A 26,877-nucleotide genomic window follows, 5' to 3' on the forward strand; every position below is an offset into this window, starting at 1 on the left:
CGATCCGAATCCGCTTGCGCGAGCCCGGCTCGCGCTGCACCCTGTGCGCCCGCAGCAACCCTCGCCCTGAGCGGCCATGAACGACGCCATCCTCGACCCCAGCCGCTGTCCGCTATGCGGCCAGTCCAACCGCTGCACCCAGGCCGATCCGGCGCTGGAAGGCCAGCCGTGCTGGTGCTTCAGCACACGCATCGACCGCAACGCCCTTGAGCGAATCCCACCCGAGCTGGTCGACCGCGCCTGTCTGTGCCCACGCTGTGCTGCAGGGCTGAAGGACGACGAGAGCGCCTGATGCGTCTGGACCGTTTCATCGCCAACCTGCCCCACCTGAACCGTCAGCAGGCCCGCCAGTTGCTCGCGGAAGGCCGCCTTCGCGTAGACGGCCAGGTGGTCCGCGATGGCCGTCACGAGGTGCGCGAATTCTCTCGCGTGGAACTGGACGCCGAGCTGCTGCAGGCCGGCAGGCCGGCGCGCTACTTCATGCTGCACAAGCCCGCCGGCTGCGTCAGCGCCACCCGCGACGCCGAGCACTGCACCGTGCTCGACCTGCTGGACGAGCCGGACAAGGACGAACTGCACATCGGCGGCCGCCTGGACTACAACACCACCGGCCTGCTGCTGATCACCAACGACGGGCAATGGTCGCGACGCATGACCCTGCCGGGGCGCAAGCTGCCCAAGATCTACTACGTCGAGACCGAAGACCCGATCGAGGAGCGCTACATCGCGACCTTCGAGCAGGGCCTGTACTTCGCCTTCGAAGACCTCACCACCCTGCCCGCCCAACTGGAAATCCTCGGCCCGCGCGCCGCTCGCCTGACCCTGCACGAAGGCCGCTACCACCAGGTTAAGCGCATGTTCGGCCACTTCCAGAACAAGGTGACGCGGCTGCACCGCGAAAGCATGGGCAGCCTCACCCTCGACCCGGACTTGCAACCGGGCGAATACCGCGTGCTGACGACACCGGAAATCGCCGAGCTGGACGCGTAGGGGCAACTGTGTGTCTCTGAAAGTCCGTACCTGGGCCTCCCTCTCCCTAACCCTCTCCCTGAAGGGAGAGGGGACTGGTTCAGTGCAGGCTGACACCAAAGTGTCCGACGGCACGGACTGCGCCCCCTCCCTGCAGGGACAGGCCGGGGGAGATCCCCTCTGCACAGAACTTCACGTAGGAGCGGACTCCGTCCGCGATTGGCATCCGCGCTGAAGAAATCGCGGATGAATCCGCTCCTGCGCTCCGCGCCTCATCCAACGTTCCGAAAATACCTACGCGCACCGTTCAGCCCGGCGGTTTGCAGCCCGGCTCGCCGCTTGGCTAAGCTCCCTGCCATGCCCGCGTTCCAAGGAAAGGTAATGAAGAGACTGTCGGTAGCCCTGCTGATCGCCCTCAGCGCCAGCGTCGCCTTTGCCAACCCGAGCAAGCCCTCGCCGCTCGCGGACCTGCAGGCCGCCCTGAAGACGCTCAAGCCCGGCCAGTTCCTCTGGTACCCGGAAATTTCCCCGGCGGGCCCGGTCACCCTGGTGGTCAGCCTCACCGAGCAGCGCGCCTACGTCTACCGCAACGGCATCGCCATCGGCGTGGCGACGGTGAGCACCGGCAAGAAGGGCAAGGAAACCCCCACCGGCGTGTTCTCCATCCTGCAGAAGAAGGTCGAGTACCACTCCGACCTCTACAACAGCGCGCCCATGCCCTACATGCAGCGCCTGACCTGGGACGGCATCGCCCTGCACGCCGGCAACCTGCCCGGCTACCCGGCTTCCCACGGCTGCATCCGCCTGCCCATGGCGTTCGCCAAGAAGCTCTACGAAGTCACCGGTTTCACCTCCACCACGGTGATCATCTCCGACGCCAAGAGCTCGCCGGTGGAGGTCTACCACCCCGGCCTGCTCGCCCCCATCGTCAGCGATGGCCGCGCCGCCGGCCCGCACGACGACAGCGCCATGGTGGTGCCGTTCTGGAGCGATCCGGGCGCGGAGAAAGGCCCGGTTTCGGTGCTGGTCAGCCGTGCCGACCGGCGCCTGTACGTCTATCGCGGCGGCCTGCAGATCGGCACCGCGCCGGTGGCCTTCGAACACCCGGAAGAGCGCACCGGCGTCGCCGCCTTCTCCCTGATGCAGAAGCCCTCCCAGGAAGAAATCGACAGCGACAACCCCAACCTGCGTTGGACCAGCGTGCAGGTCAGCGACCCGCAGCGCGGCCTGACGCCCGCCGAGCAACTGGGCAAGTTCAGCCTCGACCGCGAATTCCTGCGCAGCCTGCTGGCCAGCATGGATGTGGGCAGCACCCTGGTGATCACCGACCTGCCGTCCACCCGCGACATGCGCAGCAACCCGGACTTCACCGTGATCACCACCAACGACCGCAAGGCGGAGCAGAAACCGGTCAAGAATCAGTCTGTCGAGTGATCAGAAGGGGCCGGTATTTTGGCCCCATACCGCCAGAACTCTCCTACGGCTCTTTCACCACCTGACCGTACAGCCGCCCAGGCAATCGCTCTATCGTGCTAGCTCGCTTTCCTCTTTCCGAGTGCTCGATGAAGAACCTGTTGTTCCCTTTTCTGCTACTCGGCCTGGGCGCTGGCCCGGCCTTCGCAACGCCACAAACCGCCTCCCCGCTGAGCAACCTGCCCGCCGCCGTCGCCTCGCTCAAGCCCGGCCAGTACCTGTGGTACCCGGAAATCTCCCCGAGCGGCCCAGTGACGCTGGTGGTCAGCCTCACCGAACAACGGCTCTACATCTATCGCAACGGTATCGCCATCGGCGTGGCCACGGTCAGTACCGGGCGCAAGGGCAAGGAGACTCCGACTGGCGTCTTTACCATCCTGCAGAAAGAGGTCGACCATCGTTCCTCGCTCTACAACGATGCCGCCATGCCCTACATGGAACGCCTGACCTGGGACGGCGTGGCCCTGCATGCTGGCGGCCTCCCGGGCTACCCCTCCTCCCATGGCTGTGTCCACCTGTCGCTGGAGTTCGCCAGGAAGCTGTTCGCCATCACCAGCACGACCACCACCACCGTGATCATCTCCAACGCGCAGAGCGCGCCGATGGACGTCGATCACCCCGGCCTGCTGGCTCCCATCGTCAGTGGCGGCCGCCCCGAAGGCGTGGCGGAAGACGGCGAACAAGCGCCGCACTGGAGCGACTCGAACGACCGCAGCCAGCCCGTGGCGATCCTCATCAGCCGCGCGGACCGGCGCATCTATGTCTACCGCGGTGGCCAGGAGATCGGCACCGCCCCGGTCACCTTCCAGCACCCGGAGCGCAGCACCGGAATTGCCGCCTTCTCCCTGCTGAGCAAGCCCAGCGCACAACAGATCCAGGACGACAGCCCCAACCTGCACTGGAACGCCGTCCAGGTCAGCGACCCGCAGGAGGGTCTGACCCCGGAGCAGCAGTTGGGGAAGGTCAAGCTGGATCGGCAGTTCCTCCACAACCTCCTCGCCAGCCTGGATGTCGGCAGCACCCTGGTGATCACCGATCTGCCATCCACGCGCGACATGCGCAGTGCGGACTTCACCGTAATCAGCAGCAATGATCACAAGCCCGGGCACTGACCGGCTCAAGAACCAGGCCATGGTGTGAGCAATCACGACGCACTGCGGATTTCCCCTACAGCGCCCTCATATTTCTACGGCTTAGCCGACGGGGACATCCCAGTAATCTGTAGTCCTCACCAGCGGACAGACGGCCTCAAGCCGGCCGTGCAAGCAGCCGAAGTATTTCGAAACAACAGGAATATCGGCGCCTGTCCGCGGTGAGCTCTTCACTCGGATCGCCAAGCGATGCGCCGCCCCGCGGCGATCCGCTGCAGCGATAAGTTCGTAATTACCGACGGGCGGGACCATACTTGATCAAAAAACAACCACAGGACTGGTCAAAAATCGCGCACAATGCGGCGTTTCCCAGAAAAAACCATATCGATTCAACGGGAATGTTGTATTCATGCTGACTTTTTTGAAGTTACGGGGGTTCTTCCGGATTTCGCTCGCCAGTGCCGCGCTCTTTGCGATCGGTAGCTGGCAGACTGCGTCCGCCGCCCGCCTGCCCACCGCCGAGGAACTGCACCGCCTCGCGCCGGCCACCAACACCGAGACCCTGCGCCTGGCGCTCAGCGCGCTGCAGTGCGCCAGCACGCAACTGGGCGGGCAGAATCGCCTGCTGACGGTCATCGACTACTCCAAGCCGTCCCGCGACAAGCGCCTCTGGGTCTTCGACCTGAAGCAGCGCAAGCTGCTCTTCGAAGAGTGGGTCGCCCACGGCAAGAAGAGTGGCGACGACATGGCCACCTCCTTCTCCAACCGCCCCGAGAGCTTCCAGTCCTCGATCGGCCTCTACCAGACCGGCCAGACCTACAGCGGCAAGCACGGCCGTTCGCTGCGCCTGCTGGGCCTGGAACCGGGCTTCAACGACAACAGCGAAGAGCGCGCCATCGTCATGCACGCCGCCGCCTACGCCGATCCCAAGGTCGTCCCCGGCCTCGGTCGCCTGGGCCGCAGCCTGGGCTGCCCGGCCGTTCGCCCGCAGGTCGCGCAGAAGCTGATCGACACCGTGAAGAACGGCAGTTACGTGTTCGCCTACTACCCACAACAGCAGTACCTGAAGACCTCGCAGTTCCTCGCCGGGCAAAGCTGCACCGTGGCGAAGAACCCGCAGATCAACCGCTACGCGTCGAACCTCGCCAAGCGCTGATCGATGTTCGCTCCGCGAATGCAAACCGCCGGCTGATGCCGGCGGTTTGCGTTTGGATTGCCCGCTCCTGGCCGCTGGGCTAGCATCGATCCAAGTTAGTTCACTTGATTAGCTAACCCGACGCTCATCGAGGCTCAACCATGAATCGCGATATCGAAGTCGTGAACATCCATGATGCGAAAACCAATCTGTCCCGCCTGGTCGACCTCGCCAGCAAGGGGCAGCCCTTTATCATCGCCAAGGCCGGCAAACCCCTGGTGAAGGTAGAAGCCATCGACGACAAGCCGAAGGCAATCATCGGTGCGCTCAAGGGGATCTATCCCGCCGTGGACGATATCGACGCGCCCTTCGCCGATGACATCGCCAACCTGTTCGGTGGCGAGGCCGACTGATGCGCCTGTTGCTCGATACCCACGTCCTGCTCTGGGTGCTGACCGACGATCCACGGCTGACCGCGAACACCAGAAAGCTCATCCTGGCCGAAGAAACCGACCTGTTCTTCAGCGCCGCCAGCATCTGGGAAATATCCATCAAGAACGCGCTGAAGCGTGCGGACTTCCCCTACGACCCGAGCATCGTGCGCCAGGCCCTGCTGGAGAATGGCTACAACGAACTGCCCATCACCGGCGAGCACTCGATTTTCGTCGGCACCCTACCCGCCCTGCATGCCGATCCCTTCGACCGCATGCTGGTAGCGCAGGCCAACGTGGAAGGCATGCTGCTGCTCACCCACGACAGCAAGATCGAGGGCTATCCGGGGCCGATCCGCAAGATCTGACCGGCCCCCGGCTCAGGCCTTCACCCCGTCGAGTATTTCCAGGATTGCGCGCACATCCACGGCATCCATCTGCTCGGGGTTGAGGAAGCGCTCGCCGTACTCGCGGTACACGCCCTGGCTGATGAACAGGCGGAACAGGTCGGCGTCGATATGCTGGTCGCGGGCCATGAAGGCGAGGATCTTCAGTGACTCGGACAGAGTCTTGGGCGCCTTGTACGGGCGGTCGGCGGCGGTCAGGGCCTCGAAGATGTCAGCGATGGCCATGACCCGCTCGGGGATGCTCATCTGCTCGCGGTTGAGCCGGCGCGGGTAACCGGTGCCGTCCATCTTCTCGTGGTGGTTGGCGGCGATGGTCGGCACCCGGCGCAGGTGGCGCGGCAGCGGTAATGTCGTGAGCATCATCAGGGTGTGGACGATGTGCTCGTTGATCTTGAAGCGCTCTTCCTCGGTCAGCGTGCCGCGGCGGATGCCCAGGTTGTACAGCTCGCCATAGTTGCTCGCGTACGGCGGCAGGCGCATGTCGAAGCCCCAGATGTTGCGCGGGTCGTCCTTCACCACCGGCGGCTTGCGCTCGCCCCACATCACGCGGTGCTCGGGCTTGTCGGCCAGGAGGAATTCCTCGGCGGGCAGCGGCTGCACCGGCCGCCCTTGCAGGCGCTCGGCCTCGTCGTGGGAGATGCCCAGGCGATCGTCGAAATAGCGCAGCCAGCGGCGCTCGCCGATCTGCTTGAGGCGTTCGATGTCCTCGTCCTTCATGAATTCGCCGCCGACGTTGGCCTGGGCGACGAAGGCGTAGTCCTCGCGCAGCGCCTCGTGCATCGCATCGCGCCGCGCGGCGAGCAGGCCGATGTCGTTGCCCTCGGCGATGCCGCGCCAGTAGTCCAGCTCGATGTCGCGCCAGATCACCTCGAAGCGCGTGCGGATTTCGTGCAGGCGGTTGTACAGGGTCTCCAGCTTGGTGGCCTTGTCCACCACGTACTCGGGGCTGGTGATCTTGCCGCAGTCGTGCAGCCAGGCGGCGATCTGGAATTCGTAACGCTCGACATCGCTCATGCCGAAGCCGGCGTATTCGCCGTCGGACGAATCGATGACCTTCTGCAACAGCAGGTCGGCCAGCTGCGGCACGCGCTCGCAGTGGCCGCCGGTATAAGGGCTCTTGGCGTCGATGGCGTCGGCCAGCAGCTTGATGATGGCGTCCAGCAGTCTCTGCTGGGCCTCGATCAGCTGGCGCGTCTCGATGGCCACGGCGGCGGCGCCGGAGAGCTCCTCGACAAAACGCTTGAAGGGTTTGCGCGGCTGCTGGCTGCGAGCACCCTCCTCGGCCAGCTGCAGCACCAGGATGCCCAGCAGCTCGTCGCTGCGGTTGCGCAGCGAGACTTCCAGGTACTGCCCGCGATTGGCCAGGGCCTGGTCCACCCGCTCGGCCAGCTGCGACTCGGTGAAGCCTTCGATCAGCATCGACTGCGGGTACTGCTCGCCGTTCACCGTACAGGCCAGGCGCAGGCGGCATTCCTCGTCTTCGAGCAGGTAGACCGCGCCGCCCATCACGGCGGTTGCCTCGACCAGGCGCGACAGTACGCCTTCGAGCATGTTGTCCAGGCGCGTTTCACGGCTCAGGGTCAGGGTGATCGCCTGGAAGTTATGGATGGTGCGCGACATGCTGCCCATCACGCTGCTCAGCTCGCGGACCTCGGCGATCTTCGAATCGACGCCAACCGGCCGGGCGAAGTCGAAGGCGGCCAGGGCGCCCACCTGGTCGGCCAGCGCCCGCAGCGGACGGGCAATGCGCCGGCCGATGTACCAACCGATCAGCAGCAGCACCAGCAGCAACGTGCCGCTCCACAAGGCCTGGTTGAACAGCAGTTGGCGTGCACCAGCCAGCAGCTCGGCGGCGGGAATCGCGATCAGCACCCGCACCTCGTTGCTGGTGAAGTTCGACAGCGGCACCCAGATGCCGTACCAGTCCTCGCCGCCCACCCGGTAGGACTGCGGTTTGCCAGCGGGCACCGCCTCGGCATTGAGCTCGCTCAGGCTAGGAACGTTCAGTTCGTTCAGCGTGGCCAAACGCAATTCGTTGCCTTCATGGACCATCAGCTTCGCCAGGTCCGGATAGGCGATCACCGTGCCCTTGCCGTCCACCACCGCAAGCTCGGTATGCGCCGTCTGGCGCAGCCCACCCATCTCGCCACCGAGGTCGTTGACCGAGGCGTCCATGCCGATCACCGCCGCGCCGTCGACACTGCGGTGCGCCAGGGTCAGGCCGATCTCGCGGGTAGTGAAGAACACGTAGGGCTGGGTCAGCACCGTCCTGCTGGTGTTGCGCGCCTCGGTGTACCAGGGGCGCGGGCGCGGGTCGTACTGGTAGTCGGGGCGGTCTTCCACGCGCAGCAGGCGCAATTCGGAATCGTAGAAGCGCCACTCGCCGCGCAGGCCGCCCTTGCCGTCGAGGGTCTGGCTCTGCACCAGGTACATCGCAGCCTCCGGAGCCTGCACCGCCTTGCGCACTTCCGGCACACGCAGTGCGCGGATCAGCAGGAACTCGCCGTTCGGGTAGCCGATGTACACCGCACTCAGGGTACGGTTGGCGCGCAGGTTCTCCACCAGCATCGGCAGGCGGTCGAGGCGCGCCGGCAGGTTGTCGGTCTGCGAAATGGGGTCATGGGTCAGCAGGCGCAGCGCGCTTTCCGCCGGGTCGAGCAGGCGGCGAATGCGTTCGTTGATGGTCGCGCCCAGCTGGCTGGCCGACTCCCCGGCCGCCGTCACCAGCGCGCCCTCCACGCCACGGTAACCCTGGACCAGCAACGCGCCCGCCAGCACCAGCATGCTGGCGATGATGGCTCCCGCCACCAGCAGTTGCAGCGGGATACCCCGTTTGAATGCCTTCATCCTTTACCAGCCTCTGTCCGTGGAGCCGTAGCGATAGCCGCTGTCGAGCAATCCTTCCGCCACCTGCGGCGATGCATTCCGACGCATGATCCGCGCCAGGGTGCCGTCCAGCCACAGGGTTTCCATCAGGCGCAACCATTCGGCGCTTTGCGCCGGGGTGAAGCGCTTGCGCGAGAGCATCAGGTTGTGGGGTGTCGCCGGGCCGGGCATCACATCTACCACATGAAAGCGTTCACGTTGACGACGATCGGCGACCGAGCCGGCAAGATTCATCTCGTGGCCGATCACCGCCTCCACGTCGCCATTGAGCAGCGCGCTGAAGCGGTTGGTGTCGTCCTTGTATTCCACTACCCGCCCCTCGGCCCGGAGGATGCGCAGCATGCCGTCGATAAAGGCGCCGTGGCGGTAACCGGCGATCACCCCGATGCGCGCGCCGGGCATGTCGTGGAAGGCGTCCAGGCTGTTTATCTCGCCCAGGTCGTCGCGCACGATCAGCTTGTTGCGCATATAGAGGTAGGGCAGCAGATAGGTGTAGGTGCGCCGCTGCGGCGTGGCGACGCCGCTGGTGCCCATCTGCAGGTCGCCGCTTTCGAGCATCCGCCAGACCTCGTCGCGCGGGCGCACCGAAGCGCTGAACTGGCAGCCGGTGCGCCGGCTCAGCTCGGCAATCAGGTCCGGGTCGATGCCGACGTCATCGTGGAAGAACACCACGTTGCGCGTGTAGGCGACGCTGATCGGCTGTTCGCAGCCATAGCGATCCTCGGCCATGGCTTCCGCACACAGCCACACGGCCGGAGCCAGGACCAGCAACAAGCGCAATCTTCGGTGAAATGCCATGAACCCGCTCCGCACGCGGTATCGGCCTCAGGGGGAGCACGGCATGGACGCTCGTCTTCGGCAGGGGGGAGTTACAGCTATCACAAGAGTGTAATCCGGCTTCTCCAAAGCGCCGGACAATCGCGCAGAGAAATGTCACTTCGTCGGAATCCGCTCCGCCGATGTGACTCAAGCGCCCAGCGGCGGTTGCGTCGGCCGAACGGTGCTGCTTAACTCAGGCCCAAGCGTGACCCATGAGTCACACGCTGCATCCAAGAAAGTTTTTCGCGGCACGCAGTTCCCCCAAGCCGCCCCTTCCCCGCCTGATCAATACCCCGAATCCGCACCTTCAACGGCGCCGGAAATCGTGCCTATTGATGCTCCAACCATTTGAAAATTAAGAGATTGTTAACTTTCGTCGAGTGACATGAAGCTGTCACGCCAAGACGCTTTCCTCTGCCTGGGTACTTTCTTCGCATCCGCTGGTGGGTGCGCACCATGACCTGCGTCTGGAGGAATACGACATGAGGCCGGAAACCGCCGTCGTCGAGATTCAGCAACATCGGGTACACACGGAGTTTCACGCCAACAGGGAAGCGCGCCAGACCATCATCCTGGTCAATGGCTCGCTGGCGACCACCGCCTCCTTCGCGCAAACGGTGAAATACCTGCAACCGCACTTCAACGTCGTCTGCTACGACCAGCCCTACGCGGGCCAGTCCAAGGCCCACAACGACTGCCGTGAGCCGATCACCAAGGAATACGAGGCGCAGCTACTGCTCGACCTGATCGAGCACTACCGCGCCGACGTGGTGATGTCCTTCTCCTGGGGCGGCGTCGCCACCCTGCTCGCCCTGGCGCAGCGCCCGGCGCGAATCCAGAAGGCGGTGATCAACTCCTTCTCGCCGCTGCTCAACGCCTCCATGCTCGACTACCTGCACCGCGGCCTGGACTACCTCTCCGCCTGCGACCGCGCGAACATCGGCAACCTGGTCAACGACACCATCGGCCGCTACCTGCCGCAGCTCTTCAAGCGCTACAACTTCCGCCACGTCGCCGGCCTCGACGAGCACGAATACCAGCAGATGCACTTCCACATCTGCCAGGTGCTCAAGCTCAGCGCCGACAGCTACATGGAAAAATTCGCGGCCATCGACATCCCGCTGCTGTTCATGAACGGCGAGCTGGACATCTACACCACCCCGGCCGAAGCCAAGCTGTTCCAGCAACTGATCCGCGACTGCGAGTTCCGCACCATCCGCAACGCCGGCCACTTCATCGACGTGGAACACAAGAAGGCCTGGCAGGAAACCCAGGACGCCCTCCTGACCTTCCTCCAGCCCCAGCGCCACCCAGTCCTGGCCAGCCCCTACCTGCCCAGTAGCCAGGGCGTCCCCATCGCCGCCATGGTGGGCTGATGCAGCCAGCGCACACGGCCGGGGGCCGGCCCCAGACCTTCCGCCCCCGGTTTTTCATTGCGTAGATTTCGTTGCAGAAAGGGCGCCGCCCGAGCAGCTCGCCGGCCAAGGCTTCACTAAGCCCCGCCCTTCTGGTAAAAAGGCACCCCCAAGCGGGCGTCGTATAATGGCATTACCTGAGCTTCCCAAGCTCATGACGAGGGTTCGATTCCCTTCGCCCGCTCCAGAATCCCAAGCAAAAGCCCCCGGCAGCGTGAGTTGCCGGGGGCTTTTGTGTTTTTGGCGTCGCCAAAGCCTGTCTTGTAAACTCCCTGGCACACCAACATTCCCGGACCCGCCGTATGCCAGCTCCCGCCCCGCACCGGCAATCCCTGTCCTGGCTCCTGCTCACCCTCCTGTTGATATTGATCCGCCCCGTTTGGGCCGATCAGGTAGTTGACGCGGCGGCTGTCACTGCTGAGCCCCTGTCGCTTACCACCTACGTTTCCGTACTCGAAGACCCAACCCGCGCCCTGACGCTGGCGGATGTGCAATCCCCCGAGCAGCAGGCGCGCTTCAAGGGCGATCAGCCACCGGGGAGTTCGTTGGCGATGGGGTTCACCCGTTCGGCGTTCTGGTTGAAGTTGAAGCTGGGCAACCCGAGCGATGCGCCGCTGCAGCGCATGCTGGTGGTGGAAAACCCGCGCATCTCTCATGTGCAGGCGAACATCCCGCAAGCGGATGGCTCGTACAAGACGATCAACACCGGCAGCGATGTGCCGCAATCGAGCAAGGTCTACCCGAACCGCAACTTCGTCTTCCCGCTGAATCTGCCGGCGCAGTCGGAGCAGGTGGTGTACCTGCGGGTGGAGTCGAGCATCGGCTTGCTGGTGCCACTACAACTGTGGCCGGTGAAGGCGTTCCACGCCTACGAGCGCGACGACTACACGGGCAAGGCGTGGTACTTCGGCATCGCGGTGGCGATGATCCTGTTCAACCTGATGCTGCTGCTCGCCCTGCGCGACCCGATCTACCTGCTCTACGTGGTGTTCGTCAGCTGCACGGCCTCGGCGCTGGCGATCAAGAATGGCCTGGCGCCGGACTGGTCGATCCTCGGCGTGCCGCTCAATTCGAACATCGTCTACTACTCGGGCGTGTCGCTGGCCCTCGCTGCGCTGCTGCTGTTCGCGCGGCGGATGATGCAGCTGGACCGCATCCTGCCGCGCCTGGACTGGGTGCTGCGCGGGATGATCGTGCTCTATCTGCTCAGCCTCGTCGCCTATGCGTTCGCGCTGCCCTACGTGTCCCGCGCGGGCATCATGCTGAACTTCGCCACGGCGGTGGTGCTGCTAGTCGCGGCCATCGTCTGCGCCTTCAAGCGCCAGCGCAGCGCGTTCTTCTTCCTCGCCGCCTTCGCCCTGCTGATGCTCGGCGGGGCGATGACCTCGCTGCGCGCCATGGGCATCGTGCCGACCAACCTGTTCACCGTGGACGGCCTGCAGCTGGGTTCGGCGATGGAGATGATCGTGCTGGCCTTCGCCCTCGCCGACCGCTTCAACGTGATGCGCCGGGAGAAAACCCGGGTGCAGGAGGAGCTGATCCAGGCCCAGCAGCAGCTTGTGGATAACCTGCGCAGCTCCGAGCACGAACTGGAGCAGCGCGTCGCCGAGCGCACCGACGAACTGCGCGAGCTGAACAACCAGCTGGAAGCCATGAGCCTGACCGATGCTCTCACCGGCATCGCCAACCGGCGCCGCTTCGACCAGGTGCTGGAACAGGAATGGGGCCACGCGCGCCGCTCCGGCGAGCTGTTGGCCCTGGCGATCGTCGATGTGGACTGGTTCAAGCGCTACAACGACCACTACGGCCACCCGGCCGGCGACGCCTGCCTGCGGGACATCGCCCAGGCGCTGGCGACGACGGTCAACCGCTCCACCGACCTGGTAGCGCGCTATGGCGGCGAAGAGTTCGTCTTCCTTGCGCCGATGACCGACCTCGCCGGTGTGCGCGGCATGGCGAACAAGCTGCTGCAGGCGGTGGAGAACCTCGCCCTGCCCCACGAGCTTTCGCCGCTGGGGCGGGTGAGCGTGAGCATCGGTGTCGCGGCTTCGCTGCCAGGCAAGGAAAGCTCGGCAGAAGCACTGGTAGAGCGGGCAGATGCGGCGCTGTATGAGGCGAAGAAGCAGGGGCGGAATCAAGCGGTGGGCGGTTAGATTCCCGGCTTCAATCGACTGGCCGGTCGCCACGCAACTTCCCCAACCAGCCACCGACACCCGACGATATCGTGCTGAACTTCGGCACATCATCCCAGGAAACCCACAGGCGCCCCTGCCAGTCGAGGACCGTTACCCGGTCGCAACGCCAGCTCATCTGGACGCGCCGGGGACGCTGCGGATCGACGCGCCCCTGATCGCGCAGCAGTGGGATCACATCGTCCGACAGCCAGCGCGCTACCGTGCGGTACTCCGCATGACCATAGCGGATCAGTGCCTTGTACAGCGCCGGCTCGTTGATTACCTCGGCCTTCTCCTCGCTGCCACGGGCCTGCAGCAGCCAGACCGTTCGCACCTTATCGCCCGACACCTTCCCCGCCAGACTCTGCGGATGCCGTAGGCCGAGCAGCCGCGCGAAGTCTTGCGCAACGATCCAGGGCTGGTCGTCGATCAGCACACCGCGCAGGTAGTGGTTGTTTCGCGTGAAGGTGGTGGCGGTGTAGAGATCATCCATGGCTAGCCTCCAGGGGCTGGAAAAAGCGCTCCACTGCTTCGAGTCGCCAAGCTCGAGATGAGTGAGCTTTCGAAAGGGAGAGCGAATGCGCAGGCGCAAGGCTTCCCGTTCGAGAGAGGTTGGGTCAGTATTCAAGCCACTACAGCGGCGAGGCATATGGACATTATCCATAATTTCGCCTTTATGGCAATATTCCATAATGAGAATTTTCAATGGCCCAGGGCATGGCCGATAGAGCGCTGCAACTACTAGAGCTGACCAGCCTCAAGGATTTAGCTGAGGTGAACAGTAAAGAATACGTACGCTGGCAGAGTATCAAACGGAAAAAAGCGAGATTTGCGGTCGATGAGTTGGAACAGCTTGTCGCACTCTATCCCCAGTATCGTTGGTGGTTGATAACAGGAGAGCCACTGCCAGAAGCTGGCCAAACAGTCCCTGAAACATAATTATTCTCTCCCAGAACTTAATCGCACTGACAACTTGGAAGTATAGAATGCGAGACATAAACACTGAAACATTAAAGTTAACAAAGCGAGCAGAAAATAACACAATCAATCTAGTTAGCTCCTTTGTTGAGCTCGGCCCTGTAATCCCTGTCCTCTCCATTCCTGAAAGCCAAGTAATATATGGAAGAAGGGGGACAGGAAAAACGCACATACTCCGCTACCTAGACAATAGCATTCACAATAGAAAAGAGTGCAGCATATACCTTGATATGAGGGTAATTGGCTCTACTGGCGGAATTTATGCAGATGAAAGACTGCCACTAAAAGAGCGCGCAACCAGGTTGCTCTCAGACACCCTGATAGCAATTCACGAAAGGATTCTTGAGAAGATAACCAAGGCCGAAGAACCATACGTTACCGCGGAGATTCTTCCTCTACTTGACGAATTCGTGACCAGCGCCACTGAAGTAATTGTGGACGGAACGGTAGCCACTGAGAAGACCGAAAACACATCACTGAGTGAAAGCAGAAGCTTACACATGGGGGTAAAATCGGGCAGCCAGCTTACTCTCGACTCAAAATTATCACTCGGGATTGACACTAAAAACTGTGAATCAAAACGCACTTCCGCTTCTGGCTCCGAAAAGCTCCGCGTCCATTTCGGATCACTCAATAGCGCCGCTTCAAAACTTATAGCAAAGCTTCCAAAGCAAAGACTATGGATTATCTTAGACGAGTGGAGCGAAGTTCCGCTTGACTTACAGCCGTTCCTAGCCGACCTTCTTCGAAGAACACTTTTCCCCACGCCCGGAGTTGCAATAAAGATTGCTGCCATCGCGCAGCGCAGCAATTTCAGAATCCCGGATGGGAACTCAACCTATATCGGGCTTGAGCCGGGAGCAGATGTAGCCGGCAGCCTAAACCTAGATGAATTCCTTGTTTTCGACAACGAAGCCCCTCGAGCCATGGAATTTTTCGGGACCATGCTTCATCGTCACTTAAAGTCTATATCTGACGATCAAGATATTTTCTCTAGTAAATACCCGGAACCACGAAACCTAATAAACGACCTTTTTACTCAGATCAATGCATTTGAAGAATTCGTCAGAGCATCCGAGGGAGTTCCACGTGATGCTATCAACATCCTATCTTTGGCTGCGCAACGAGCAGACAAGTCAAAAATATCAGTCCCTGACGTTCGAATTGCTGCAAAAAACTGGTATAGCCGATATAAAAGCAAAGCGATTGCTAGCCGACAAGAAGCTATAGAGCTTTTAAACTGGATAATTGACGAAGTGATCCAGCACCGGCAAGCAAAAGCCTTTCTAGTTCCGAGCGACCTAAACAACGACCTCATTGACTTCCTATATGACGCCCGAGTCTTACACATACTGCGAGAGGGGATATCAGCCCAAGATATTCCTGGAAAAAGATTCAATGTCTATTCCATCGACTACGGATGCTATGTAGACCTCATAAATACAATAAAAGCCCCTAAAGGGCTATTCCAAGCCGATGATAACGAGAAATACTCTGAGGTCCCACAAAACGACTATCGCTCCATCCGCAGAGCTATTCTCGATATACAAGATTTCAAAAGAAGAACGCACTCGTTGTTTTAACCCCCTAAGAGGGCGGCCAATCTAGCCGCCCTCTTAGGCATATCAATTCTTTCTCCCCCTCTCCTTCAACAGCGCCTGAATCACCTGCTCCTGCTCCCCATACCCGCCCTCGCCGATCGACAGGTGACGAATCCGCCCCTGGGCGTCGATGAAGTAGTGCGCCGGCCAGTACTGGTTGGCGAAGGCGTTCCAGATCCGGTACTGGTTATCCAGCGCCACGGGGTAGTGAATGTCGTGCTGCTTCACCGCCTCGCGGACATTGGCCGGGACCCGTTCGAAGGGGTATTCCGGGGTGTGCACGCCAATTACCACCAGGCCCTGGTCGGCATATTTCTTCGCCCAGGCGTTCACATACGGCAGGCTGTGCTGGCAGTTGATGCAGTCGTAGGTCCAGAAGTCGACCAGCACCACCTTGCCACGCAGGTCACGCAGGTTCAGTTCGGGGCTGTTGATCCATTCCACTGCGCCTTGCAGTTCCGGCGCCGGGCCGAGGTCCGGCAAGCGCTCGGCGCCGTGGGCCATGTCGCCGGGCATCAGTTGGCTGATAAGCGCGGGCACGCCGTCGATGACCTGGCGCTCAAGGCTGTTCACCAGCGTGGATGAACTGCCGGAAGCCAGTTGCGCGCTGGTGCCGCTGGCAATGCCGACGACGGCCAGCAGGGCGAGTACACCGGTGGCGCGGCGCAGGCCTTCGATGACGGCCATGCGCGGCCGCAGTTGCTGCATCAGCCGGCGACCGGCGAACAGCACGATGCCCAGCACCGTGGCGCTGCCCAGGCCGTAAGCGAACAGCAGCAGGCTGGTCTGCGCACTCGGGCCTTGCAGCATGGCGCCGGAGAGAATCAGCCCCAGCACCGGCCCGGCGCAGGGCGCCCACAGCAAGCCGGCAGCGAAGCCCAGCACCCACGCGGAAAGCCCCGGAGGCAGGCGGCGGGACTCGCCGTGCAGGCGATCACCGAGCCACGCCCAGGGCTTGGCCAGCCAGTCACTGAAGCGCGGCCAGAGCAGGGCAACGGCGGAAACCGCCAGCAGCGCGAGGGCGAAGTAACGGCCCCACTCGCTGGCGGCGATCACCCAGTTGCTGGAGACGGTCGCCAGGCTCGCCAGCACGGCGAAGCCGCTGGCCAGGCCGAGCAGCGTGACCCACGGCGACCACGTCGGGCCGCCGGCGCGCTGCAACAACAGCGGCAGTACGGGAAGGATGCAGGGGCTGAGCAGGGTCAGCGCCCCGCCGAGAAAGGCGATGAGCAACATGGGCACCTCGGTGGGCCGGCGGCCCGTGGGGTTCACGCTTGGGATAAACGCCAGGGGAATAAACGCCGTGGCCGTCCATGGCTGCGGCCGAGGGGAAATCAGCCGCCTTCGTTGCAGTTGGTGGCGAACTTGCGATAGGCCAGGCTGTGCGGCTGGCCGCTGGAATCCAGGTAGTCCATGCGGGCGTTGACGATGCCGCAGTCGTACGGCGAGGCGCTCTCTTCGTGGATGGCCAGGACGCGTTTCACATCGAGTTTCTGGCCGTAGTGGTAAGTCTCGGCGGGCTGGGTGTCGGCGGCCTGGGCGCTGAAGCTGGCGAAGGCGGCGATGGCGGCGAAGAGGCAAGCGTTGGCGAGTTGGATGGCTTTCATGGTGGTTCTCCTGTCCGGTGTCGGGTTTGGCCGGCGGTGGCTGTGTGCCTCGCCGTTGCTGCCCATTTCACGTTCAGGAGGTATCGGGCTTGTGTCGCCCAAGGCCCGGGTTTGCCGCGCCGGGTATCGGCGGCGGCTGTAGATACAGTGGAATACAAAGCACGGCAGGCAAGCGCGGCGCTGCGCTATAAACTCGCCTCAACCCACTACGAACGAGGCACCGGCATGGACCATGTCGATCACGTACTGATCGTCGACGACGACCGCGAGATCCGCGAGCTGGTCGGCAACTACCTGAAGAAGAACGGCCTGCGCGTCAGCCTGGCGGGAGACGGCCGGCAGATGCGCGCCTTCCTCGATGGCAACAGCGTCGACCTGATCGTCCTCGACATCATGATGCCCGGCGACGACGGCCTGAAGCTGTGCCGCGAGCTGCGCGTGGGCAAGCACAAGTCCACCCCGGTATTGATGCTCACCGCGCGCAACGACGAGACCGATCGCATCATCGGCCTGGAAATGGGCGCCGACGACTACCTCACCAAGCCCTTCTCCGCCCGCGAACTGCTGGCGCGGATCAACGCCGTGCTGCGCCGCACGCGCATGCTGCCGCCGAACCTGCAGGTCAGCGAGGCCAGCCGGCTGATCGGCTTCGGCCGCTGGAAGCTGGACACCACCGCGCGCCACCTGCTCGATGAAGACGGCACCCTGGTTGCCCTGAGCGGCGCCGAGTACCGCCTGCTGCGGGTGTTCGTCGATCACCCGCAGCGCGTGCTCAGCCGTGAGCAACTGCTGAATCTCACCCAGGGCCGTGAAGCGGACATCTTCGACCGCTCCATTGACCTGCTGGTCAGCCGCCTGCGTCAGCGCCTGCTGGATGACGCTCGCGAGCCGGCCTACATCAAGACGGTACGCAGCGAAGGCTACGTCTTTGCCCTGGCCGTCGAACTGTTAGAGCCCAACGCATGAAATCCCTCCTGCACTGGCCACGTACGCTGGCCGCGCGCCTGGCGCTGATCTTCCTCGCCGGGCTGGTGTTCGCCTACAGCCTGTCGTTCTGCTCGCAGTTCTACGAGCGCTACCAGAGCGCACGCAGCATGATGCTGGGCAACCTGGAGACCGACGTCAGCACCGCAGTCGCCCTGCTCGATCGCCTGCCGCTGGACGAGCGCGAAAGCTGGCTGCCGATGGTGCAGCGCCCCAACTACCGCTACCGCCTGGATGGCGGCGAACCCGGCGAGCCGATGAACATGGCGCAGGCGCCCATGGCCGCGACGTCCATCGCCGACGCCATCGGCCCGCGCTACGCGCTGCGCTTCGAGACCATTCCCGGCTCCGCCCAGCACTTCCAGGCGCACCTGAAGCTCGCCGACGGCATGCCGCTGACCATCGACGTGACGCCCAAAGGCGTGCCGGTGGCGCAGTGGTTGCCCTGGGTGCTGGTCGTGCAACTGGCGCTGCTGCTGTTCTGCACCTGGATCGCCGTGCGCCTGGCGATCCGCCCGCTCACGCGACTGGCCCAGGCCGTGGATCACCTCGACCCCGACGCCCCGGCGCCGGATCTGGACGAACGCGGCCCCAGCGAAGTCGCCTACGCCGCCCGCGCCTTCAATGCGCTGCAAGGCCGCATCGGCTCCTACCTCAAGGAGCGCATGCAACTGCTTGCCGCCATCTCCCACGACCTGCAGACGCCCATCACGCGGATGAAGCTGCGCGTCGAGCAGATGGATGACTCGCCCGAACGCGAACGCCTGTGGAGCGATCTGGAAGAAATGCAGCACCTGGTCCGCGAGGGCGTGGCCTACGCGCGCAGCATGGACGGCGCCAGCGAGGCCGCGGTGAAGGTCAACCTCGATTCCTTCCTCGACAGCCTGGTCCTCGACTACCAGGACAGCGGCCAGGCCGTGGCGCTGCAGGGCAACAGCAACGCCGTACTGGAAACCCGCCCCCACGCGCTGCGCCGGGTGCTCACCAACCTGGTGGACAACGCGCTGAAGTTCGGCGGCTCGGCCCAGGTGGAAGTCGAGCGCGATAGCCAGGGCGTCGTGTGTGTTCGTGTAACGGACGATGGCCCCGGCATTCCCGAGGAAGAACTCGCCGAAGTGGTAAAGCCTTTCTACCGGGTGGAAAGCTCGCGTAACCGCAGCACCGGCGGCACCGGTCTGGGGCTGGCGATTGCCCAGCAGCTGAGCCAGGCACTGGGCGGCACGCTGACCCTGTCCAACCGCGCCAGTGGCGGGCTGTGCGTGCAGCTGGAGCTGCCGCCCGCGAAGTGATCTACAGAGAGATACAAGACGGCCTTTCCCGGACACAACCGGGATAAGGCCCGTCGCCAAGATGGCTCCACGAACAGCGGCGGCACCCCGCCCGCCGCGTTCCCCAAAGGAGCCTGCCATGAACCGCCTCGCCGAACCTGCCCGCCTGCATGGCTGGCGCCTGTTTTCCCTGCTCTCGCTGCTGGTGCTGATCGCCACCGCGCTGGCCCTTTGGTCCCAGCCGCAGTGGGTGGAAGCGCTGCGCAGCTCGATCCGCGTCACCGCCCGCACCTCCTTCGCGCTGTTCCTCGCCACCTTCCTCGCCTCGCCCCTGGCGGCGCTGGCACCGAGCGACTTCACCCGCGGCCTGCTACGCGAAAGACGCTTCCTCGGGCTGGCCTTCGCCTTCTCCCACGCTGTGCACGCGGTGCTGATCATCCTCTACGTGAAGTTCTTCCCCGAGACCTTCTGGCACGGCCGCAGCGTCGCCGCGAACATCCCCGGCTCGGTCGGCTACCTGTTCATCATCCTGCTGACCATCACTTCCTTCCCCTACGCGGTAAAGCTGCTCGGCGCCCGCGTCTGGAAAGGCCTGCACAGCGCCGGCACCTGGGTGATCGCCGGGGTGTTCTTCCTGTCCTTCTACAAGCGCCTGCCGATGGGCTCCTGGTACCCGCTGGGCTTCGGCCTGATCTTCAGCGCCATCGCCTTCAAGCTCATCGCCAAGCTGGCCGTGCGCCTGCGCCGTAGCGAGCGCCCTGCGCTGCCGAATGCCTGATCCCGACGTTTCCGCTACCGGGCGAAAGCCTTGCCCGGCGGCCCAAGCCTTGCCCACGACTTTGCCCATGAGGTGCATCATGACCCTGCTGACCCTGAACCCGCTCAAGACTGCTTTCGACCAACTCGATCGCCTCGCCGCCTGGGGCTGGGACATCCCGCTGCGGCTGTTCCTGGCCTGGGAATTCTTCGAATCGGGCCTGGAGAAATGGCACGGCGACAACTGGTTCGAACAGATCCACGCCAGCTTCCCCTTCCCCTTCAACCACTTCTCCGCCGGCTTCGACTGGCAGGTGTCGATGTGGGCCGAGCTGATCGCGCCGGTGTTGTTGCTCCTTGGGCTGGCGACCCGTTTCGCCTCGGCCTCGCTGATCGTCGTGACCATCGTCGCCATTGCCGCCGTGCACTGGCCGGCGCAGTGGTCGAGCCTGGCGGAACTGGCCCAGGGTTACTCGATCACCGACCATGGTTTCGGCAACTACAAGCTGCCGCTGATCTACCTGGTGGCGTTGCTGCCGCTGGTACTCAAGGGCTCGGGCGCGCTGAGTGTCGATGGGGTGGTGCGGCGGGTCCTGGGGGCTTCCCGGACGGTCTGAACGGCTGCTGATTCTTATGTTCTGCGTGCAACGCCCTCTCCTATGGAGGGGGCGTTTTCTTTTGTCTGCGGGAAATTCGTGCGCGCCTGCGCCATGCGAACTGCCACGGAGCGCTCCTGATACAACGTAGCCCGTCGTGCAGGTTTCGCGGACAAGGTCCGCTCCTACGAAAAGCCGCGTCGTTCGGGTATTGGACCGTAGGGCGCATAACGCGCCAGCGTTATCCGCCGACGTGGCATCGGCGGATAACCCGTTCCGGGCTATTCGCCCTACGCAAATCGATGGGTATCGCTGCGCTCCATACCATCCTACACATGCGCTTTCCGGGGAAAACGGCAGGGCTCGGTTCGCGAGCAAGCTCGCTCCTACGAAAAGCCAATGCAGCACCCCGCCCAGGCTCTGGCTCTGGCTCTGGCTCTGGCTCTGAAGATTTCCAGAGAAATATCCGCGCACTCCGAATGCCCCGTTCAGGAGGCCTCGTTGAAGCGGAGTTTCAGGGGTTGAGCGACATGGATGTCGCGAGAGCGGCGATGGGCCAGGGATGGCCCTTCGTCGGGGGACGCCTAGTTCGTGCCCCTGAAACTTCGCTTCAACGAGGGAATTTTTCGCCTAGGCGAAAAACCGGATGTCCGGGGCGAGACCTTTGCCCACTTTGGGTGGGGCGGCCATCCGTCGTTTGCCAAAGTGGGTCGCCCGAGGGGGCGAAACACGAAGCCCGCGCGCACGCCGATGCGACGCTGGAACTCCCGGCCCGAAGCAAAAGCATCGCGGACAGAGTCCGCTCCTACGCGGTCGGGAATACCGGAGTCAGCCTGTAGGAGCGCCCTGCGGGCATGGTCCACGCTTACGAATGAGCACCGTGCATAACCGACGATTGTAGGAGCGAGCTTGCTCGCGAACGGATTTACCGACGACTCCGAAGCGGGGCAGGTTCGCGAGCAAGAACCAGGCGCCCCTCGCTCCTACGAAAAGCAAAAAGCCCGCGCACCGATGAAGGTGCGCGGGCTGCGCTGTGGATAAAAATGCGATCAGGGAATCACAAACCCCACCTCGATATTGCCGCGAGTAGCCTTCGAGTAAGGGCAGATCTGATGCGCCTCATCGACCAGCTTCGCCTTGTCCTCCGCCTCCAGCCCCGGCAGGTGCACTGTGAGCTGGGCGGCCAGGGCGAAGCCGCCGTCGGTGGTGTTGCCTAGGGACACTTCGGCGTCCACCGCCACATCGGTCGGCAGGCGGATGTTCAGCTTCTGCCCGGCGCGGCGCAGTGCGCCGATGAAGCAGGCCGACCAGCCGATGGCGAACAACTGCTCAGGATTGGTGCCGGGGCGGCCGGAGCCGGGCGGGCTCAGGGGCAAATCCAGCTCGCCGTCGGTGGTCTGGCCGCGGCCGTCGCGGCCACCAGTGGTGTGGGTGTGGGCGGTGTAGATCACGGTTGCCAGGGTGTCGGTCATGACGCTTCTCCTTTAGGGGCGATGCAATGGGGGGCGACGTGGAGTGGTGCAGTTCGGGCGGGTGCCGAGCACCACGCCCTGTTCCTTCAGGCTGCTCAGCAGGGCGATGCCCTGCCCTTCGATGGCAGCCAGTTCGACGCCGGCGATTTCCGCCAGCGCCTTGAGGTGTTGGCGACCGGTGAGCTGCCACTGTTGCAGCGACACCAGCAGAGCATGGGCCAGCGGCGCCAGGCGCGAGAAGTACACCTTCAGGTCGGTATCCCGGCGCGCCAGCAGCAGCGTCGGTTCGGCTGGCGCCTGCTGCGGGATGTGACCGGGGCCGATATGGCTCACCGGCCAGGCATACGCCAGCGGCGCAGCGAGAGCGGACAGCAGCGGCACACCGTCGAGCAGGTCGCCGTCCGGATCATGGGCCGGCTCGGCGCTGTCGCTGAGCAGCAGCGCGGTCTCGATGAATTCGTAGTGCGCCAGTTCGACGATCCAGCCAGGCTGCTCAGCGAGGCCTTCGAGGTATTCGACGAACTCGCCGGCGACTTCGGTGAACAGCGGCGTCTGGCAGCGGAAGCTGGCGTAAAAGTCCTCGGTCAGTGCCTGCCACCGTTCGCGCGGCAGGCTGGCGTGCAGCACCGGGAAGTTGCCAGCCAGCAGGGATTGCAGGTTGCCGAAGAACAGTTGCCGGTACACCGCCAGGCGCCGCGCTTCGAGGCCGGGCGGCGGCTCATGGGCCTGCGGGTCACGGATGTAGCGGGTCATGCGCAGCTGCTGTTCGCGCAGGGACTCAGCCATGACGCACCTCCGGCTGGCGCACCGCCGTTTGCAGTCCGCGGATGTAGTTCACCTCGCCAAGCAGTTCAGCCAGCGGCGGCAGGTTGAAGTCGCGCTCCAGCAGGGTCGGCACGCTGCCCAGGTGCTGGTAGGCGCTGGCCAGCAGGTTCCAGACGTCGTCCTTCACGGCGGCGCCATGGGTGTCGACCTTCAGGTCCGGAGCTTCATCGTAGTGGCCGGCGACGTGCAGGCAGACGACGCGCTCGGCCGGTACACGGGCCAGGAAGCTGGCGGCGTCGTAGCCATGGTTGTGGGCGTTGACGTAGAGGTTGTTGACGTCCAGCAGGAGGTCGCAGTCAGCCTCGCCGAGCACCGCCCGGAGGAAGTCGATCTCGCTCAGCGCCTGGTAGGGCGCGGCGTAATACGAGATGTTTTCCACGGCGATACGGCGGCCGAGGACGTCCTGCACTTCACGGATGCGGCTGGCGATATGGCGCACGGCCTCGTCGGTGAAGGGCATGGGAATCAGGTCGTAGAGGTGGCCCTCGTCGGAGCAGTAGCTCAGGTGTTCGCTGAACAGCGGCACATTGTGCTGATCGAGGAACTCGCGGACGCGGCCAAGGAACACGTGGTCCAGCGGCTCGGGGCCGCCGAGGGACAGCGACAGGCCATGGCAGGACAGCGGGAAGCGTTCGGCCAGGCGCGCCAGACCTTCGCCGTAGCTGCCGCCGACGCCGATCCAGTTGTCCGGCGCGACTTCGAGGAAGTCCACGGCGCCATCGTCCATGGTCAGCAGCTCGGGCAGCATGGCGCGGCGCAGGCCTAGGCCGGCTCCCTGCAGGGGTGCGGTGGTAGTCATGGCGATCTCCTTGGCGAAGTGCCCTCCCCGGCCTGAGGCGCGGGGAGGTGGTCGGCGGCGGTCAGTTCTTGGCCTGGCTCAGCTTGCTGTACAGGTCGGACGGGAACGGCTTGCCGTTGGCGTCGAACTGGTTCTTGCGGAACTGGTAGACCTCGGCCTCGGAGAGGTAGCCGTCGTGATTGGCGTCGATGGCATCGAACTCGGAACCGGCCTTGGGCGCCACGGCCAGCAGTTCGGCGCGGGAGACGCGACCGTCGTGGTCGGCGTCGGTGCGGGCAAAGGAGGCGTCGCCACACTTGCCTTCACCGCACTTGCCCTCGGCGCCGGTTGCCTTGGCCTGGGCGCCATCGGCACCGCATTTGCCTTCGCCGCACTTGCCTTCACCCTGGGTCGCCTTGGTCTTGGCCTTGGCTTCGTTGGCAGCACCGCACTTGCCCTCGCCACACTTGCCCTCCCCGGCCTTGGCGGCGGAAGCCAGCTGGTAGCCCTGCGGCAGGGCCTCGACGGCGAAGGCGGAGGACGCCAGGTTGAGGCCTCCAGCCAGGGCAACCGCGAGCAGACCGAGTTGGGATTTCGAGCGCAGGCCTTTTTTCGAGAGTTGGGTCATGGTGCTTCTCCAGATGCTGTGGCGCGGGCTGCGCCGGGTCATGCCGCAAGGGCGAATCCCTGGAACGGAGCGCTGGAGGATTTCCCTGCCGAAGCGCCGTGTCGTTCGGGTAGGGCTATTTCGCCGCAGTGATGTATCGCGGACGTATCGGCGTCGGGAGGCTTTTGTATGCGTGTGTCCGCTCAGGGAGCGGCGGATACAAAGGAATACATTCGGGAGGGCTGGAGCGGGGGCGGTTCGCGAGCGAGCTCGCTCCTGCGCAGAGCAGCAGGGCTGCTCGACCGTAGGAGCGGACCTTGTCCGCGAAAGTATTCCGGCGCGCCGTGCATGGCACCGGAAAAAGAAAAGGGCCGCAAAGCGGCCCTGTCGCGGGATTGGCCCGCGCTGGCGAAGCCTTAGCTCGCGCGCTTGGCCGCGATGGCAGTGACTTCCACCTTCATGCCTTCGACCGCCAGCTCGGAGATGCCCACAGCGGCGCGCACCGGGTAGGGCTTGGCGAAGAAGCTGCAGTACACCTCGTTGAACGCGGCACGGTCGGCCATGCTGGTGAGGTAGATGGTCAGGTGCAGCACGTGGTCCAGGCCGCTGCCGGCCTTTTCCAGGGCCAGTTGCAGGCTGCGCAGGGTCGCCACGCTCTGGGCCTTGATGTCGCCCAGTTCCAGGCTGCCGTCCTCGAGGGTCGGGATCTGCGTGGAAACCAGCAGGCCGCCGAAGCCGGCGACGTCGGAGGAGATCGATTCAGGGTCCGCGTCGGGGATGAAGGTAGGCGTCATGGGACAAATCTCAGCTATCGGTGAATGGGGCACGTCGTCGCACGAGGTGCGGCGGTCGGGTCGCGCAGCTTAGCCGCATCGCTACGCCGCGTGCCATGTCACCGTGCCCGCAGCTCCCGAATACGGCCGTATTGCCTATATCCATGAAACTTCAAAATGAGTTATGGCAACTTCACGAAAGTGCGGATTATTACAATTTTAGACATACACCTTTTCATAATCCGTGATTTAAACGACGAACTCTTTCGGCATTATGACGTCGGCTCTCCCACGCTTGGAGCAATTCGTGGGGGAATACAAAGCCAGTTAACTGCAACAATGCCAACGCAACTTCCTGCGATTTTCCGCCGTGGTCAATCCATGTTCGGATTCATTGTGCCTGCCTATAAAAATGTCCGGCTCTCACGCACCTCATCGAGCCGGTCCTCCAAGACTCTAGGGGCAATATCCATGAAGCACCTCAAACGCAGCGCCATCGTCCTCGCTGTTTCCGCCGCCGCCAGCCAGTTCGCCAGCGCCGAGCCCTTCGTCACCGACCAGGCCGCTGCCAAGGGCTTCGTCGAAGACGCCAAGCTCGACGTGCTGCTGCGCAACTACTACTACGACCACGACGGCAAGAACGGCGCTGGTGACAACCGCGACTGGACCCAGGGCTTCCTGGCCAACTTCTCCTCCGGGTACACCCAGGGCACCGTCGGCTTCGGCGTCGACGCCTTCGGCTACCTGGGCATCAAGCTCGACGCTGGCGGTGGCCGCGCGGGCACCGGCAACCTGCCGGTAGGCAACGACGGCAAGCCGCAGGACGACTACGGCAAGGCCGGCGGCGCACTGAAGGTGCGCATCTCCAAGACCGAGCTGAAATTCGGCGACATGCAGCCGACCGCCCCGGTGTTCGCCGCCGGCGGCACCCGCCTGATCCCGCAGACCGCTTCGGGCTTCAACCTGTTCAGCAGCGAAATCGAAGGCCTGGACCTGGAAGCCGGTCACTTCACCTCCGGCACCAGCCCGGTCACCACCGCCCGTGACGGCGGCCTGTGGGCGGCGTATGCCGGCCGCGAGACCAGCGACGTCGACTTCCTCGGCGGCAAGTACGCGATCAACGACAACCTCAGCGTTTCGCTGTACGGCTCCGAGTTCAAGGACATCTGGCGCCAGTACTACGGCAACGTGAACTGGGTGCTGCCGGTCGCCGATGAGCAGTCGCTGGCCTTCGACTTCAACATCTACCGCACCAACGACGAAGGCCAGGCCAAGGCCGGCGAGATCAGCAACACTACCTGGTCGCTGGCAGCCGCCTACTCCTTCCTGCAGGCGCACACCGTCACCCTGGCCTACCAGAAAGTCCATGGCGACACCCCGTTCGACTACGTCGGCTTCGGCGACGACGGCGATGGCGCCACCGGTGACTCGGTGTTCCTCGCCAACTCCGTGCAGTACTCCGACTTCAACGGTCCGGGCGAGCGCTCCTGGCAGGTGCGCTACGACCTGGCGATGGATACCTACGGCGTACCGGGCCTGAGCTTCATGGCCCGCTATGTGAATGGTACCGGCATCGACGGTACTCATGCCGACGCCGATGGCGACTATGCCGGCATGTACGGCGAAGACGGCAGCCACCACGAGACCGACCTGGAAGCCAAGTACGTGGTCCAGGAAGGCCCGGCGAAGGACCTGACCCTGCGCATGCGCCAGGCCTTCCACCGCGCCAACTCTGACCAGACTGAGGCCGACAACAACGAACTGCGTCTGATCGTCGAATACCCGCTGTCGATCCTGTAATTCAGCGCAACTCTTCAGCGCAACACTCTGGC

At 63.7% G+C, this 26,877-nt stretch carries 26 protein-coding genes and 1 tRNA gene; 17 read left to right on the plus strand and 10 right to left on the minus strand.

Annotated features, from left to right (window positions below; all coding sequences use genetic code 11):
- Nucleotides 1–76: 76 nt before the first annotated feature.
- From QO207_RS22060 to QO207_RS22090, 7 genes are all read left to right on the plus strand, one after another.
- Complete coding sequence (locus QO207_RS22060) at nt 77–292, plus strand: cysteine-rich CWC family protein (RefSeq protein WP_301534429.1); 216 nt, start codon at nt 77–79, stop codon at nt 290–292.
- Nucleotides 292–990: a pseudouridine synthase gene (locus QO207_RS22065; protein WP_301534430.1), complete on the plus strand. Its 699-nt coding sequence runs from the start codon at nt 292–294 to the stop codon at nt 988–990. Before QO207_RS22060 ends, QO207_RS22065 begins: the two co-directional genes overlap by 1 nt.
- 360 nt (nt 991–1,350) lie before the next feature.
- Nucleotides 1,351–2,403 carry a L,D-transpeptidase gene (locus QO207_RS22070; protein ID WP_301534431.1) on the plus strand — a complete coding sequence of 351 codons (1,053 nt, stop codon included), beginning with the start codon at nt 1,351–1,353 and terminating at the stop codon, nt 2,401–2,403.
- Between the two features lie 128 nt (nt 2,404–2,531).
- Entirely contained in the window at nt 2,532–3,554 is a 1,023-nt protein-coding gene (locus QO207_RS22075; protein ID WP_301534432.1) for a L,D-transpeptidase, read from the plus strand.
- Between the two features lie 388 nt (nt 3,555–3,942).
- Nucleotides 3,943–4,689 (plus strand): murein L,D-transpeptidase catalytic domain family protein, encoded by a 747-nt coding sequence (locus QO207_RS22080; protein WP_301534433.1) that lies wholly within the window; start codon nt 3,943–3,945, stop codon nt 4,687–4,689.
- Nucleotides 4,690–4,829: 140 nt separating this feature from the next.
- Complete coding sequence (locus tag QO207_RS22085; protein WP_301534434.1) at nt 4,830–5,081, plus strand: type II toxin-antitoxin system Phd/YefM family antitoxin; 252 nt, start codon at nt 4,830–4,832, stop codon at nt 5,079–5,081.
- Nucleotides 5,081–5,467, plus strand: coding sequence for a type II toxin-antitoxin system VapC family toxin (locus QO207_RS22090; RefSeq protein ID WP_301534435.1), 387 nt, complete (start codon nt 5,081–5,083; stop codon nt 5,465–5,467). The genes QO207_RS22085 and QO207_RS22090 overlap by 1 nt, the downstream gene beginning before the upstream one ends.
- A gap of 12 nt (nt 5,468–5,479) precedes the next feature.
- Here QO207_RS22090 and QO207_RS22095 read toward each other — a convergent pair whose 3' ends face one another.
- Nucleotides 5,480–8,353: an HD domain-containing phosphohydrolase gene (locus QO207_RS22095; RefSeq protein ID WP_301534436.1), complete on the minus strand. Its 2,874-nt coding sequence runs from the start codon at nt 8,351–8,353 to the stop codon at nt 5,480–5,482.
- Nucleotides 8,354–8,356: 3 nt separating this feature from the next.
- The gene (locus tag QO207_RS22100) at nt 8,357–9,190 is read right to left on the minus strand and encodes an ABC transporter substrate-binding protein (RefSeq protein ID WP_301534437.1); all 834 of its coding nucleotides are present in this window, start codon (nt 9,188–9,190) and stop codon (nt 8,357–8,359) included.
- A 503-nt stretch (nt 9,191–9,693) separates the two neighbouring features.
- On the opposite strand from QO207_RS22100, the gene QO207_RS22105 reads away from it, so the two are divergent.
- From QO207_RS22105 to QO207_RS22115, 3 genes are all read left to right on the plus strand, one after another.
- Nucleotides 9,694–10,587: an alpha/beta fold hydrolase gene (locus QO207_RS22105; RefSeq protein WP_301534438.1), complete on the plus strand. Its 894-nt coding sequence runs from the start codon at nt 9,694–9,696 to the stop codon at nt 10,585–10,587.
- A gap of 152 nt (nt 10,588–10,739) precedes the next feature.
- A tRNA-Gly gene (locus QO207_RS22110) sits at nt 10,740–10,813 on the plus strand.
- A gap of 115 nt (nt 10,814–10,928) precedes the next feature.
- Complete coding sequence (locus tag QO207_RS22115) at nt 10,929–12,779, plus strand: diguanylate cyclase (RefSeq protein WP_301534439.1); 1,851 nt, start codon at nt 10,929–10,931, stop codon at nt 12,777–12,779.
- 10 nt (nt 12,780–12,789) lie between these two features.
- On the opposite strand, the gene QO207_RS22120 is transcribed toward QO207_RS22115, so the two are convergent.
- The gene (locus tag QO207_RS22120; RefSeq protein ID WP_301534440.1) at nt 12,790–13,293 is read right to left on the minus strand and encodes a BRO family protein; all 504 of its coding nucleotides are present in this window, start codon (nt 13,291–13,293) and stop codon (nt 12,790–12,792) included.
- 212 nt (nt 13,294–13,505) lie between these two features.
- On the opposite strand from QO207_RS22120, the gene QO207_RS22125 reads away from it, so the two are divergent.
- Together QO207_RS22125 and QO207_RS22130 are read left to right on the plus strand one after the other, a co-directional pair.
- Complete coding sequence (locus QO207_RS22125; protein WP_301534441.1) at nt 13,506–13,739, plus strand: DNA-binding protein; 234 nt, start codon at nt 13,506–13,508, stop codon at nt 13,737–13,739.
- Nucleotides 13,740–13,786: 47 nt separating this feature from the next.
- Complete coding sequence (locus QO207_RS22130) at nt 13,787–15,361, plus strand: hypothetical protein (protein ID WP_301534442.1); 1,575 nt, start codon at nt 13,787–13,789, stop codon at nt 15,359–15,361.
- 42 nt (nt 15,362–15,403) lie between these two features.
- Here the strand turns inward: QO207_RS22130 and QO207_RS22135 are convergent, their stop codons facing one another.
- Both QO207_RS22135 and QO207_RS22140 read right to left on the minus strand, forming a co-directional pair.
- Nucleotides 15,404–16,615, minus strand: coding sequence for a cytochrome c biogenesis protein DipZ (locus QO207_RS22135; protein WP_301534443.1), 1,212 nt, complete (start codon nt 16,613–16,615; stop codon nt 15,404–15,406).
- 98 nt (nt 16,616–16,713) lie between these two features.
- Nucleotides 16,714–16,986, minus strand: coding sequence for a DUF2790 domain-containing protein (locus tag QO207_RS22140; protein WP_301534444.1), 273 nt, complete (start codon nt 16,984–16,986; stop codon nt 16,714–16,716).
- 225 nt (nt 16,987–17,211) lie between these two features.
- Between QO207_RS22140 and QO207_RS22145 the strand changes: the two genes are divergently transcribed.
- The 4 genes from QO207_RS22145 (at nt 17,212) to QO207_RS22160 (ending at nt 20,611) form a co-directional block, all read left to right on the plus strand.
- On the plus strand, nt 17,212–17,952 hold the full coding sequence (locus tag QO207_RS22145; RefSeq protein WP_301534445.1) for a response regulator: 741 nt from the start codon (nt 17,212–17,214) through the stop codon (nt 17,950–17,952).
- Nucleotides 17,949–19,259 carry a HAMP domain-containing sensor histidine kinase gene (locus tag QO207_RS22150; protein ID WP_301534446.1) on the plus strand — a complete coding sequence of 437 codons (1,311 nt, stop codon included), beginning with the start codon at nt 17,949–17,951 and terminating at the stop codon, nt 19,257–19,259. Before QO207_RS22145 ends, QO207_RS22150 begins: the two co-directional genes overlap by 4 nt.
- A 118-nt stretch (nt 19,260–19,377) precedes the next feature.
- A complete protein-coding gene (locus QO207_RS22155; RefSeq protein ID WP_301534447.1) occupies nt 19,378–20,016 on the plus strand; it encodes a ferric reductase-like transmembrane domain-containing protein in 639 nt (212 codons plus the stop codon).
- Between the two features lie 79 nt (nt 20,017–20,095).
- Nucleotides 20,096–20,611: a DoxX family protein gene (locus QO207_RS22160; RefSeq protein ID WP_301534448.1), complete on the plus strand. Its 516-nt coding sequence runs from the start codon at nt 20,096–20,098 to the stop codon at nt 20,609–20,611.
- 1,028 nt (nt 20,612–21,639) lie between these two features.
- Here QO207_RS22160 and QO207_RS22165 read toward each other — a convergent pair.
- The 5 genes from QO207_RS22165 to QO207_RS22185 all read right to left on the minus strand — a co-directional run bounded on the left by QO207_RS22165 (nt 21,640) and on the right by QO207_RS22185 (nt 25,066).
- Complete coding sequence (locus QO207_RS22165) at nt 21,640–22,062, minus strand: organic hydroperoxide resistance protein (protein ID WP_301534449.1); 423 nt, start codon at nt 22,060–22,062, stop codon at nt 21,640–21,642.
- 12 nt (nt 22,063–22,074) lie between these two features.
- Complete coding sequence (locus tag QO207_RS22170) at nt 22,075–22,848, minus strand: DUF2063 domain-containing protein (RefSeq protein WP_301534450.1); 774 nt, start codon at nt 22,846–22,848, stop codon at nt 22,075–22,077.
- Nucleotides 22,841–23,686, minus strand: a complete 846-nt coding sequence (locus QO207_RS22175) for a DUF692 domain-containing protein (protein WP_301534451.1) — start codon at nt 23,684–23,686, stop codon at nt 22,841–22,843. Before QO207_RS22175 ends, QO207_RS22170 begins: the two co-directional genes overlap by 8 nt.
- A gap of 61 nt (nt 23,687–23,747) precedes the next feature.
- Nucleotides 23,748–24,293, minus strand: a complete 546-nt coding sequence (locus tag QO207_RS22180; RefSeq protein ID WP_301534452.1) for a hypothetical protein — start codon at nt 24,291–24,293, stop codon at nt 23,748–23,750.
- Nucleotides 24,294–24,688: 395 nt separating this feature from the next.
- Complete coding sequence (locus tag QO207_RS22185) at nt 24,689–25,066, minus strand: RidA family protein (RefSeq protein WP_301534453.1); 378 nt, start codon at nt 25,064–25,066, stop codon at nt 24,689–24,691.
- A gap of 450 nt (nt 25,067–25,516) precedes the next feature.
- Here QO207_RS22185 and QO207_RS22190 point away from each other — a divergent pair, with 450 nt between their 5' ends.
- On the plus strand, nt 25,517–26,845 hold the full coding sequence (locus QO207_RS22190; RefSeq protein ID WP_301534454.1) for an OprD family porin: 1,329 nt from the start codon (nt 25,517–25,519) through the stop codon (nt 26,843–26,845).
- The last annotated feature ends 32 nt before the right edge of the window (nt 26,846–26,877 follow it).

This window comes from Pseudomonas sp. CAN1 (assembly GCF_030462585.1).
In the GTDB taxonomy this organism is placed as follows: Bacteria; Pseudomonadota; Gammaproteobacteria; order Pseudomonadales; family Pseudomonadaceae; genus Pseudomonas.